The sequence below is a fragment of the Serratia sp. NPDC078593 genome (genome assembly GCF_050268245.1).
GTDB lineage: Bacteria > Pseudomonadota > Gammaproteobacteria > Enterobacterales > Enterobacteriaceae > JBNNGK01.
In genome coordinates, this window is record NZ_JBNNGK010000013.1 from 1 (window position 1) to 13107 (window position 13107).

A 13107-nucleotide genomic window follows, 5' to 3' on the forward strand; every position below is an offset into this window, starting at 1 on the left:
TTTAACAAATCAAAAGGGGTTTTTATAACTGGCTCAAAGCTGAAAGCTTTACTGAACCCCCAGCCTAGCTGGGGGTTTTCTGCGCACAAAAAAACGGCGCCCTAAAGGCACCGTTTTATATTTCTCACAAGCAACAACTCTATGGGCAATCAACGATCAACCATAGATATTCGCACGGTCACGTAACTCTTTACCAGGTTTAAAGTGAGGAACGTACTTGCCATCCAGTTCAACTTTATCGCCCGTTTTCGGGTTACGACCCACGCGCGGAGCACGGTAGTGAAGAGAAAAACTGCCGAATCCGCGGATCTCGATGCGCTCACCATCGGCTAATGTCGCAGCCATATGTTCTAGCATCTCTTTCACTGCATCCTCAACGGCCTTCGCCGGGATATGAGATTGCTGGCCAGCAAGTCTTTCAATAAGTTCAGACTTGGTCATAGTTCCTCCAAGCTTTGCAGCTAAACTACCGTATCGGGGCGGCCAAAGACCGCCCCCCGTCATTACTCGCCTTTAGCCGCTTTGAAGGCTTCAGCCATAGCGTTAGAGAAGTTGCTTTCTTCCTGCTTGTTGTTAACAGTAGCGATAGCATCTTTCTCGTCAGCTTCGTCCTTAGCACGTACGGACAAGCTTACAACGCGGTTCTTACGGTCAACGCCGGTGAATTTAGCTTCAACGTCATCACCTACGTTCAGAACCAGAGTTGCATCTTCAACACGGTCGCGAGAGGCTTCAGATGCACGCAGGTAACCTTCTACACCGCCTGCTAATTCAACTGTAGCACCTTTGGCGTCAACTGCAGTGACTTTACCAGTAACAATAGTACCTTTCTTGTTCATAGACAGGTAGTTATTGAACGGATCTTCAGCCAGTTGCTTCACGCCCAGGGAGATACGCTCGCGCTCTGCGTCAACTTGCAGAACAACCGCTGCGATTTCGTCGCCTTTTTTGTATTCACGAACTGCTTCTTCGCCTGCAACGTTCCAGGAGATGTCAGACAGGTGAACCAGGCCGTCGATGCCGCCGTCCAGGCCGATGAAGATACCGAAGTCAGTGATAGACTTGATTTTACCTTCAACGCGGTCGCCCTTGTTGTGGGTTTCTGCGAACAGCTGCCATGGGTTAGATTTGCACTGTTTCAGGCCCAGGGAGATACGACGACGTTCTTCATCGATGTCCAGAACCATAACTTCCACAACGTCGCCCACGTTAACAACTTTGGACGGATGGATGTTTTTGTTGGTCCAATCCATTTCAGAAACGTGTACCAGACCTTCAACGCCTTCTTCGATTTCTACGAAGCAGCCGTAATCAGTCAGGTTGGTTACACGACCAGTCAGCTTGGTGCTTTCTGGGTAACGTTTCGCGATAGCAACCCATGGATCTTCGCCCAGTTGCTTCAGGCCCAGGGAAACACGTGTACGCTCGCGGTCGAACTTCAGCACTTTAACAGTGATTTCATCGCCAACGTTGACGATTTCGCTTGGATGCTTAACGCGTTTCCAAGCCATGTCAGTGATGTGCAGCAGGCCGTCAACGCCGCCCAGATCAACGAATGCACCGTAGTCAGTCAGGTTCTTAACGATACCTTTAACTTCCATGCCTTCCTGCAGGTTTTCCAGCAGTTGATCGCGCTCTGCGCTGTTCTCGGATTCGATTACCGCACGGCGAGAAACAACAACGTTGTTGCGTTTCTGATCCAGTTTGATGACTTTGAACTCGAGCTCTTTGCCTTCGAGGTGCAGAGTATCGCGTACCGGACGCACGTCAACCAGAGAACCTGGCAGGAACGCGCGGATGCCGTTCAGCTCAACAGTGAAGCCACCTTTAACTTTGCCGTTGATAACACCGGTAACAGTTTCAGCGTCTTCGTAAGCTTTTTCCAACGTGATCCAAGCTTCGTGACGTTTAGCTTTCTCACGGGACAGCAGGGTTTCACCGAAGCCGTCTTCTACTGCATCCAGAGCAACGTCAACTTCGTCACCAACCTGGATTTCCATTTCGCCTTGGGCATTCTTGAATTGCTCAGCCGGAATGGCAGATTCAGACTTCAGACCAGCGTCAACCAGTACGATGTCTTTATCGATAGCAACCACAAGGCCACGAACGATGGAACCCGGACGGGTTTCGATTGTTTTCAGGGATTCTTCAAAGAGTTGAGCGAAAGATTCAGTCATGTTGTTAATCTTCAGGGTTCTTTAGTTTAACGTCCATTTAGCATCCCGCCGAATGGGGTTGTTTAACATACCCGGCCATTGGCTCCATGCCGACCAGGTTTAGGTTACAGGGGTAAAATTTTACCCGATATATCATGATACTACTATGTCAATTCGATGACAAATTTGGCAAAAAACTAAAAACGCCGCCGCGCTTATTGCTGCGGCAACGCCAATACCTTATGCGCATATGCCAGCGCACGCTGGATGACTTCGTCAATTGACATGCTGGTTGAATCCAGCACGAGGGCATCGGAAGCCGGCACCAGAGGCGCAATCGGCCGATTACGATCACGGTCATCCCGTTCCTGTATCTCGGCTAAAAGACGTTCAAAGTTAACATTAAAGCCCTTTTCCTGCAACTGAAGCATACGGCGGTGCGCACGCTCTTGCGAGCTAGCGTCGAGGAAAATTTTAACCGGTGCGTCTGGGAACACCACGGTGCCCATGTCGCGGCCATCGGCAATCAAACCCGGTGCCTCACGAAATGCGCGCTGACGGCGCAGCAGCGCCTCACGCACTCGCGGAAAAGCAGCGGCCTGAGAGGCGGTATTGCCTACGGTTTCAGTGCGGATCTCATTGCTGACATCCTCACCTTCCAAAATTACTTGCAGCTTGCCGTTTTCAGCAACAAAACGGACGTCGAGATGTGCGGCCAGCGGAACCAGCGCCTCCTCTGACGTGATATCAACCTGATGATGCAGCGCTGCCAGGGCGAGCACGCGATAAATCGCGCCAGAATCTAGCAAACGCCAGCCAAGGGATTCGGCCAACGCTTGGCACAACGTGCCCTTGCCTGCGCCACTTGGGCCATCAACGGTTATCACCGGGGCTGTAGCCGTCATTTCTCTCTCCTTCAGGTAAAAAACCTCACAGGGCCTCAACTGCCACCGGCACAATGCGACAACGGCAAAATACGCGAGTCCCTGCCGTCCACCCCAATCAGGGGCGGATTCGGGGGCGTATTATACGCTGCTGTAGGGCGAACTGTTACCCTGCATGTCACCAGTTGGCGAAAATAAGGCCATGATGCGACGAAATTATAGAAGAAACAGCGAGTTTGGCAGATAAAAATGAAAAGGCCCGTTTAAGGGCCGCAAACTGCTGACAAAGCCCGTTATTAGGGAAAGCGTGGCAGTGGGGTCGTAGTGGCGTAAGCCACCGGAGCGCCCCTCGCTACGCTAGACCCGGGTATCTCAGGCCATCAGGCGACTTCGTCATCAAGCTCTGGCCCATTTAAGGGCCGTTAAAAAGGTGCGCGTTGGTTACGCGGGCTGACTAATACGCGTGAACTGTTCGAAATAGTCTGGGAAAGTTTTCGCCGTACATTTGGGATCAAGAATAGTCACCGGCGTATCAGACAGCGCCACCAAAGAGAAGCACATTGCCATACGGTGATCGTTATACGTCCCGATTTCAGCCACCTGCAATGTAGCCGGTGGCACCACATGGATGTAATCTTCGCCTTCCTCAACCGTCGCCCCTACTTTGCGTAACTCGGTGGCCATCGCCGCCAGCCGATCGGTCTCTTTTACTCGCCAGTTATAAATATTACGCAGCGTGGTTGGGCCGTTGGCGAACAAGGCCGTGGTCGCAATCGTCATTGCGGCATCAGGAATATGGTTCATGTCCATATCAATACCGTTCAGCTCACCACGGCGACATTCAATAAAATCGTCACCCCACGTGATATGCGCGCCCATCTTCGCCAAAACATCGGCGAACTTGGTATCACCCTGCACGCTGTTATGGCCAATTCCGGTCACGCGAACCGTGCCCCCCTTGATAGCGGCAGCGGCCAGGAAATAAGACGCGGAAGAGGCATCCCCTTCTACCAGATAGTCTCCTGGAGACTGATAGGTCTGCTGGCCACGGATATGGAAGACGCGATAATTCTCATGGCTAACCTCAACGCCAAAGGTACGCATCAGATGCAGCGTAATATCAATGTACGGTTTGGAAACCAACTCACCTTTGATGTGAATATGCGTGTCTTGCTGCGCCAGCGGCGCGGTCATCAGCAACGCGGTGAGGAACTGACTGGAAACGCTGCCGTCAACGCTGACATCACCGCCACGGAACCCGCCTCGCAGGCGCAACGGCGGATAATCGGTTTGTTCAAGATACTCTATTTGCGCGCCGCCCTGGCGTAATGCATCGACCAAATGACCGATGGGGCGCTCTTTCATGCGCGGTTCTCCCGTGAGAACAACGTCGCCATTACCCAGGCATAACGCCGCCGCCAAGGGGCGCATAGCCGTACCGGCATTGCCAAGGAAAAGCTCCAGAGGCTGTTCTGCCACCAGCGGTCCGGCAACGCCTTCTACCGTACAAACGGTACGATCGGCGGAAAGCTGATAGTTCACACCCAAAGCCTTCAGCGCATTCAGCATGTGCCGAACATCATCACTGTCCAAGAGGTTAGTCAGACGAGTCGTCCCCGCAGCCAGCGCCGCCAGCAGCAGAGCTCGATTGGAAACGCTCTTGGAACCAGGCAAGTTGACGGTGCCATTAACTAGGGCCACCGGTTGTAACGTCAGGGAATCCACCATGTGAACAAAACTCTCCAAATCTGATAAACGAAACGGCTCCGGGAATCATGCCGGAGCCGCTTTCATGCAACAATAGCTACACCCTAAATAATTCGAGTTGCATCCTGCATCGCACCCAATGAGCTGACTTGAGCCGAACATTCGGTTAGGTAAATGTGATTAACGACGATGCCGTAAAATATGTCATCGCCCATCAATACGGGCAGCGTCAATCAACCATGACGACGTTCGAAATCAAGCATAAAGTCAGTGAGTGTCTTAACACCCACCAACGGCATGGCATTGTAAATAGAGGCGCGCATACCCCCCACAACACGATGGCCTTTTAGTGCCTGTAGGCCGAGCGCTTCGGCTTCGCTCAAGAAAACGCTGTCCAGCGCGGGGTCGGCCAGTTGGAACGGTACGTTCATCCAAGAGCGGTTAGATTTTGCTACCTGGCTGCGGTAGAAATCAGAATGATCGATAGTGGCATACAACAGTTCAGCTTTCGCCTGATTGCGCTTTGCCATCTCAACCAATCCCCCCTGTTCTTTCAACCATTTGAACACCAAGCCAGAAAGATACCAGGCAAAAGTCGGTGGCGTGTTGAACATGGAGCCGTTTTCCGCCAAAACCGTATAATCAAGAATCGAAGGGACTTCCCGGCGCGCTTTACCTAATAAATCATCACGCACAATCACCAGCGTGAGGCCAGCAGGCCCGATATTTTTTTGTGCACCGGCATAAATGACGCCGAAACGACTCACATCCAACGGCCGGGAGAGAATGGTCGAGGAATAATCACCGATGACCACTTTGTCGCCGAAATCCGGCATTTCATCGATGGCAACGCCGTCGATGGTTTCATTGGGGCAATAGTGAACATATGCCGCGTCATCGCTCAGTTGCCACTCTTTCATTGGCTGAATAGCGCGCAGCCCGTCAACGGTGGTTTTTACGTCGATAACATTTGGCGAGCAGTATTTTTTGGCTTCGTTAATGGCACTGTGCGCCCAATATCCCCCATCGATATAATCAGCAGTAGGATTATCGCCCAACAGATTCAGTGGCAGCGCCGCGAATTGCGCACGCGCACCACCGTGACAAAACAGGATCTTATAGTTGGAGGGAACTTTCAGCAGATCACGCAGATCCTGTTCGGATTGCTCAGCCACTGCGAGGAATTCTTTGCTGCGGTGGCTAATTTCCATTACCGACGTGCCAAGCCCGTGCCAATTGCACAGTTCCTGTTCCGCGCGACGCAAAACTTCAACCGGCAGCATAGCCGGGCCAGAACTAAAATTATAAACCTGAGTCATTTCCCCTCACCACTTTCACTATTTTGCCAATCAGTTGGCTAACCGAAATACACCCCGAGCCGAATAATGTGATATCCAGCACATCGGTTTTATCACTCGCGCCATCCAGCTGCAACGCTTATTCGCCCGGTGTAGAGAAACGGCAGGCGTCAATGATAAAGGGTTCCGTAGCGTGATCGACTTTTTGCGTACTAAAACGCCGGCTCGTTCTCTAATTCAGCAGGTTACCACAGTTTTTTATGCTGAACCTGACGCACTCAACGTCAGGAAAATCCGATAGTCGTCACGCACTACAAACAACGATGCTGCATTAGGCATAGCGGTGAAATGAGGGAACGGCAACCTCCCAGAAAGTGAAGCCACATAAGGGTTTTGCTTAACTGGCACAAACTGAACATCTTTGGTGAGCACTAGCCACATGAAAAAGTTGAGGGGCGCGCATGCCGCGCCCCAGAAAGCAACTTACGGAAATTTATTAACAACATGTAGAGGGCAAAAACGCCCAATCGCAACAACACTCAATACTGGCTAAACATGTGTTGAATTTGCTTGGTATCTTGGGTTTGCGTCAACGCCAATTGCAATAAGATACGCGCTTTCTGCGGGTTTAGCGTGCCGGCCGCCACAAATCCATATTTTGCATCATCGATTTCCGCATCGATGGTGGTGGCACCGGTTGGCACGCGAGAAGAGCGTACGACAGCCACCCCGCGCTGTGCGGCAGTGGCCAGCGTATCAAATACGGTTTTATACAGATTGCCATTCCCCACTCCCGCACTGACAATCCCTTGATAGCCTTCGGCAATCAACGCTTTGGCCGGTGCATCGGAAGCATTGGCGTAGTTATAAATAATCCCCACTCTCGGTAACGCATTCAGTTTACTGACATCAAACGGCGTCGCGCTGGTGTGCTTACGCTGCGGTGAGCGCTGGTAGTCAACTTTGCCATTATGGATATAACCCAGCGCGCCGAAATTCGGTGACTGGAAGGTTTGCACCGCGGTCGTGCTGGTTTTAGTCACATCGCGGGCATCCAATACGGTGTCGTTCATTGCCACCAAGACGCCGCGGTTAGCAGATTGCGGATCGGCCGCCGTCACTACCGCGTTATATAAATTGAATGGCCCATCGGCACTCATCGCCGTTGCCGGGCGCATGGCCCCTACCATCACCACGGGCTTATCACATTTGACCGTCAAACTCAGGAAGTAAGCGGTTTCCTCCAACGTATCCGTTCCGTGCGTAATTACGAAACCGTCGGTTTTGGCACAATCACCGTTGATTTTCTTCGCCAACGTCAGCCAAACCTCATCATTCATGTCCTGCGAACCGATACTGACCACCTGTTCGCCTTGCACGCTGGCAACGTCTTTTAACTGTGGAACCGCACTCACCAAGGCGTCAATACCGACCTTACCGGCGGTATAAGTAGACTGCGTCGCTGAGTCACCGCCACCGGCAATCGTACCACCGGTCGCCAAAACCGTGATGGTCGGCAACGCCCAAGCGCCACTACTCACCCCCGCCAATAATGCGGCCAATACACTGATTTTCATTGATTTCATTATCTTTCTCCGTGATGGTTAACCCGCTGAATTATCGTCTTTATCATCATAAAAACTGTGATTGCTCCAGCGCTTTAGGAATACATGGAGCTTGAACCCAAAAACCCGTATCATTGCGCGTTTTTAGTACGCTCAAAAAGTGAAGACAATGACGCAAACAAAATACACCAACATCAACATATTGATTTTAATTAATTAATTTACAAAAAATCTGAATAAATTCAATTTTCGGCCCCACCACGTACCCCACGGTAAATTGTGAGCTCCATGTTTTTGATTTTCATTGATAGCCAACTGGGTAGATGTTCTGAGCGATATTTAACCATCAATTTAACACTTCGATTATGGATTAATATTCCCAAAAAAATTCTCTATATATAACCAGAAGGTGGTTGGTTCGGTAGGTTCAGTCGGTTCACGAAGATAACAACATGAAATTTAAGGAATATATTTTCCATTTTGAACCGACCTAAGGGTGGGTTCATGATGCGTTAAAGTCGGTTCATCGGCGTTCTTAAGATAGGCAAACTCAGAACATGACAAAGGCAACTCATTGATTATAATCATGAGTATCGGGTGTTCTTTGTTTTCACGGAGGGATAATGCGGATTTTAGTTGAGTGTCGAATGGGGAGGTATTGCGGAGGCTGGGAAAGTGCTGAAGATTGGTTCCAGTCAGAATGAACCCGATCAGCAGCACCATCATTGAATGGGGCGGATTCACTACCCTGCGTTAGCCGAGTCAATGCCGAATCCGCCATCCTTTACTGTTCGCCCGGCTGGTGATTGGTATTAGCTTTACGCTTATTGTGACGGGGATTGGGGGGCTGGCTTACGGTCATGCCGACTCCATCCGCCGTCATCATTACGGCTGTACGCTATCATTAACGCGAGAACTCCCGCTAATCTAGATAGCTGCAACCACTGAATGAAACTCCAGCATTTGAGAAGTTGAGGATCCGCCTTATCATATAATTATCAGAGCAACTCAACGCCCGGAAGGGATGGCTGGGTAGAGACTAAGATGAGGCTGGTTTAGACTTGGCTGAAGGATTGCTTTTAAAATTATGGAGATTACTCAATGATAAGAATAGGACGACTTCTGCCAGGTGGCGTTATCGTTGAGGAAGGTCAACATCGACCGATAAAAGGTGTTGCAATACTTCCTACTAGTGACGGAAATACCGAAGAGGTTGTGGTTTTTGCAAAGCAAATCTCCTCAAGGAGCATTTCTACAGAGATTACCTGTGCGGCACTTGGTCGATGCCTTTCACTTCCAATACCAGAACCAGTAATCCTCTTTGATGAAAATGACCTGCCTTTTTTCGGAAGCGTTGACACTGCCTACCCCAGTTTTTCGCAATACATTAATGATACATCTGATAAAAGTGTTCTTGAAAAGCTGGAGTCATGGCCTCTACTCCGCAAGGCTGCATATTTTGATGAATGGATCGCGATGGATGATAGGCACAATGGGAATCTATTGTTCAATGGGGATGGTTTTTACTTAATCGATCATGAGTCTGCCATACCTCCTGGGCTGACACCTGAGCAAAGCGGCATTGAATATTACTCCAACCAGCTACTGCAAATTGCAAGTAGCCTCCTTGATCGGAAAAATGAACTTGCAGTGCAAATGGCAGCAAACGAAGCTAGAGCTTGGTCTGTTTCTAGCGGGCAAGGGTCGATTGAAAACCTTGATGTAGTGCTATCCTCCAGCGTACAAGAAAAGACAAAAAATCAGATGTTGTCTTTCCTCGCTGCTAGAATAGAAGTGCTTGGTGATATACTCTATGAGCAGATCAAGCCCAAACAAGTACAGATGAACTACGATGCTAAACCTTGACCACCTCTTAAAGACAGCCCCTCAGATGCCTGCAACAATTGGTAGCTGGATGCCTGTGTATCTTGAGCCTATGCTTGGTTCAGGAGAGAGGCTTGTGATCATTGTTGCCGCAGTCACATCGACAGGAGAAGCTTTAGTAAAACCAGCAATTAGGAAAGAAGTGATAGAGGCTATGTATGGCTTCAAATCTTCTGGTTTCACTAATATGGTTGAGCTTATTTCTACTAGCTTAAGCCACCATCTTAACCAAAATAAATCATTTACTGGTTGGCAGCCTCCGGTTACTGGTATCTCTGTTGGAGAACCACGACAAGCAGCGTCTTCTAGCGCCACGGGTATATTAAGGCAAGCAGTTTCCTTATCATCCAGCCTTTCTTCATTGCTTGATGATGAAATGCTTTCGTCCAAAAAGCGTACAGGCACAACAAAAGAAAAAGACCGTTGGTCTACGCAACTGATTGATGCTGTTATAAAAGAAGATATTCACAGAGAAGTTTTTTTTAACAGGCAATATGTTTTTTCTGACGGGCATAGACCTGCAAAAATATTTTATCTCAGTGATTACGCAGCAATAAACACAGGAAAATTACTACCATCAAATCTAAATGAGTTAGTTAGAGACGGTAAGGCAAAGATTTCAGACTTATCAATGATAAAGAAAAACAGCAACTTGTTCGATAGAAGCACACATGAAATGGTTGTTTTTCGTCCTTCAGATGACAATCCGGCTTACTCGGAAAAGAAAATTGCATTGATAAATAGTGCCTTTCTTGCTCTTCAGGATCTGGCGCATGCCTATGATGTAAGCATAACTTCGGTAAACTCAATCGAACAAGCAGCTAGAATAATTTTGAAAACTGCAGCTTAGAATCGTACCCCGGCCACCGAGCCGGGTTTTTTGTACCTATCTATCTCTACTTCTGCACCACCGGCACTGTATCGACACACCTGCAGTGGGCCGGGTCTACCCCGGCTTAAAACTACAAATCATTGCTCGCTGTCAGCAACTTCAGTAACAGACTCAACTTCGGGCATCTCAACGCGTAAATCTATCCAGCGATCGGCGGGAATGTCGATCGGCATGCCTTCGTCATATCCCACGATTTCGTTACGTGCAAACACTGGTGCGGTTGGGTGTGTACGATGATACGTCTTGATGAGCAGATCACCTGTTGCCTCTACTTCGTAATCCACCCAGATAAGGGGCTGCTTGTTCCTGTCTAGTGGAACCTCGATACCACCGTCAGGCCCTCCCCATGTATCATCTGAGTTAAACCCGAGCACGCCGGAAACACGGTACACACCCTCGCTTACTCGCTCAGTTGTCACACCTGCGCTCTCGTCATTCAGTTCGCACGTACCATCACAGAATAGCTTCACAATCGGCGAGGCTTTCTTAATAAATCCGTTGCTGTCAGTTGTTGTGTTTCCCGTGTGCCACAGTTCGCAAAAACCTTTTTCCGAGCCAACGCCAGCATCTACAGTTCGGAATCCCAATTTCGAATTTCTTGCAATGAGTTGCAATGAATACGGCAGAGGATTTTCAGTTGTCACATACCAGTTAAACGTGAGCAAACTAAATGTAGCACCTGCCCCCATAAACGACGGCGCATCAACATCTTTTTGGTTTGTGAAAGTAAAGTTTGTCGGCCCAGCCAACGCGCCCGCAATTGTTTTCCGTTGACCGATCGCACTATCAACAACTAGCGGATTGCCGGCACTTAAATTTACATCGTCAGATACGTAAGCGGTTCCCGTGTTATTGATGCCAAGATACTTACCCATCAATGTTGCACCGGTATCTTTTTCAGTCATCTCAAATTTAATAGCAATGTTGCTATTTTTTACATCCGCATTATTTCTAATAACCCGCAGCGACTCACTGGCATTTGATGAGATTATTAGTGACGGGCTTTGTGTGTTAAGCGTGTCGATTTTTTGCGGAAGACTAAACGTGTTAGCTTTATTTTTCTGGGCCGCATTTTTTAGCGTATTTGCACTGTTTTGCTCGCTGAGTTTTGCAGCAGCAGCAGACTCCGCAGCATCTGCACGCATACGGTCAACTGTCTGAATAATTTCCGGTGTGATATCACTTTCATCAGGACGCCGTAGAAAATCATTGAGTGTGCCAGGCTGCGAATCAGCGTATACCACTATCGTGCCGACGCGCTCCGGTTTTGCGCCGTACCCAGAAATAATGACCTCATATGCGCCCGGTTCTACTGTCAGTGAATAATGCCCATCGTCGTCTGTGACGGATTGAGACACTGCCAGGTTTAATACTGTTGCAGACGTTTTTAGTGCTCGCATTTGAATAGCAACGCCAACTCGCGGATCATTATAAGGCCCACACAAAACCCCAGATATTAGTGCCATGTTTTTCTCCATAAAAAAACCCGCCGAAGCGGGTGGGTTTGCTTACATTTCAAGTCTCAGGTCTATCCATCGGCCCGGCGGAATGTCCATAGGTTTGCCAGCAACAACCATCGCTGTATCTATATCAAAGCGGCGTGTACTCACTGTCACTGTGATAGTGCCGTCTGCATCGGTTTCTGTAGCAACAAAACAAAGTCTATTGCCATTTACGTCCTGCGGCACTTCAATAGTCCAGCCCTCTTTTGCCAAACCTTTGGCTCCAGATATACGATAAACGCCCGTTGAAACCCGCTCAGCATGTACGCCGTTCGCCTCATCGTTAACAGCGGCAGTGCCGGCAAGAGTAAAGCCGTCCAAAAAATTAGCGTCCATTTCTTCCGAGTTGTTTGTAACACGGGCAATCGGTGATGCCTGTTTTATAAATCCGTTAGCATCAACTGACGTGTTACGCGTCGTTCTGAATTCAGTTCTCCAAACTTCGCTGTTTGTCGGGTTCCCTGAAATAAGCAACTGTCTAACTACTACGCCAATGTTTCCAGATTGCCTGTTGACATAAAATATCGAAACAAAATCATTTATTTTTTCATTAGAGTACATGCACATCTTTAATTCATGACCTGCCCCGCCGTATGACTCGAGATGATTTGTTGTATAGTTCCACGAGAAATTAGTATTAACCTCTTCCCAACCCGAGGCAGGGGCGTGAGCAGGAATTCCAAGGCCATAGCCACCCGCTATCAATACTCTATTTTCAACTTTATCGCCGATGTGAGTTTGTACGTTATAACCTGCCGCCGTACCTAATGCTGATTTATCGGCTTTATCTTCCATGTCGGATGTCAGTTTTTTAAATGAACTAATCGTAACTTGTTGCCCATTCGGCGCTTCAAGTATAATTGATCCGTTCCCAGTCATAACTTCCTGCCATCCATCCATCTGGCTCTGATAATATGCAAGTTGAGCGGAAAGACGGCGGGCAAAATCAGGACGTGATTCAGTATAAAATGTTAAAATTGCGTATTTAGCATTCGTTATCGCCTCCGCTGGCCCCGACTTCAACCTGATTTTAGTGTCACTATCTACGGCGATAATTTCATAAATACGAACGCTCCCCAAGCCCGGCAATAAGACTGCACAGCCAGGACCAATACCATACTTATTATCTGCCCATTTAGTATCTGTACCAACCATCGTATTACCATTAATACTAACGGTTCCTGCGTCATACCACGCCATAATTTTATCCCAATATCAA

At 48.8% G+C, this 13107-nt stretch carries 10 protein-coding genes; 2 read left to right on the forward strand and 8 right to left on the reverse strand.

The window, feature by feature from the left end; genetic code table 11:
* Nucleotides 1-156: 156 nt before the first annotated feature.
* From ihfB to ansB, 6 genes are all read right to left on the reverse strand, one after another.
* Nucleotides 157-441 (reverse strand): integration host factor subunit beta, encoded by a 285-nt coding sequence (gene ihfB, locus ACQKDS_RS14550; RefSeq protein ID WP_015671760.1) that lies wholly within the window; start codon nucleotides 439-441, stop codon nucleotides 157-159.
* Between the two features lie 62 nt (nucleotides 442-503).
* On the reverse strand, nucleotides 504-2177 hold the full coding sequence (gene rpsA, locus ACQKDS_RS14555; protein WP_399672006.1) for a 30S ribosomal protein S1: 1674 nt from the start codon (nucleotides 2175-2177) through the stop codon (nucleotides 504-506).
* Between the two features lie 194 nt (nucleotides 2178-2371).
* Nucleotides 2372-3061 (reverse strand): (d)CMP kinase, encoded by a 690-nt coding sequence (cmk, locus tag ACQKDS_RS14560; protein WP_399672008.1) that lies wholly within the window; start codon nucleotides 3059-3061, stop codon nucleotides 2372-2374.
* 420 nt (nucleotides 3062-3481) lie between these two features.
* A complete protein-coding gene (gene aroA, locus ACQKDS_RS14565; RefSeq protein WP_399672010.1) occupies nucleotides 3482-4768 on the reverse strand; it encodes a 3-phosphoshikimate 1-carboxyvinyltransferase in 1287 nt (428 codons plus the stop codon).
* Between the two features lie 212 nt (nucleotides 4769-4980).
* On the reverse strand, nucleotides 4981-6066 hold the full coding sequence (serC, locus tag ACQKDS_RS14570) for a 3-phosphoserine/phosphohydroxythreonine transaminase (protein ID WP_399672012.1): 1086 nt from the start codon (nucleotides 6064-6066) through the stop codon (nucleotides 4981-4983).
* A gap of 518 nt (nucleotides 6067-6584) precedes the next feature.
* Nucleotides 6585-7631: an L-asparaginase 2 gene (ansB, locus tag ACQKDS_RS14575; protein ID WP_399672014.1), complete on the reverse strand. Its 1047-nt coding sequence runs from the start codon at nucleotides 7629-7631 to the stop codon at nucleotides 6585-6587.
* A 1080-nt stretch (nucleotides 7632-8711) separates the two neighbouring features.
* On the opposite strand from ansB, the gene ACQKDS_RS14580 reads away from it, so the two are divergent.
* Nucleotides 8712-9476, forward strand: coding sequence for a hypothetical protein (locus tag ACQKDS_RS14580; protein WP_399672016.1), 765 nt, complete (start codon nucleotides 8712-8714; stop codon nucleotides 9474-9476).
* A complete protein-coding gene (locus ACQKDS_RS14585; RefSeq protein ID WP_399672018.1) occupies nucleotides 9463-10344 on the forward strand; it encodes a hypothetical protein in 882 nt (293 codons plus the stop codon). Before ACQKDS_RS14580 ends, ACQKDS_RS14585 begins: the two co-directional genes overlap by 14 nt.
* Before the next feature lie 119 nt (nucleotides 10345-10463).
* Here ACQKDS_RS14585 and ACQKDS_RS14590 read toward each other — a convergent pair whose 3' ends face one another.
* Together ACQKDS_RS14590 and ACQKDS_RS14595 are read right to left on the reverse strand one after the other, a co-directional pair.
* A complete protein-coding gene (locus tag ACQKDS_RS14590; protein ID WP_399672020.1) occupies nucleotides 10464-11852 on the reverse strand; it encodes a prophage tail fiber N-terminal domain-containing protein in 1389 nt (462 codons plus the stop codon).
* Between the two features lie 42 nt (nucleotides 11853-11894).
* Nucleotides 11895-13088: a hypothetical protein gene (locus ACQKDS_RS14595; protein WP_399672022.1), complete on the reverse strand. Its 1194-nt coding sequence runs from the start codon at nucleotides 13086-13088 to the stop codon at nucleotides 11895-11897.
* Nucleotides 13089-13107: the final 19 nt, after the last annotated feature.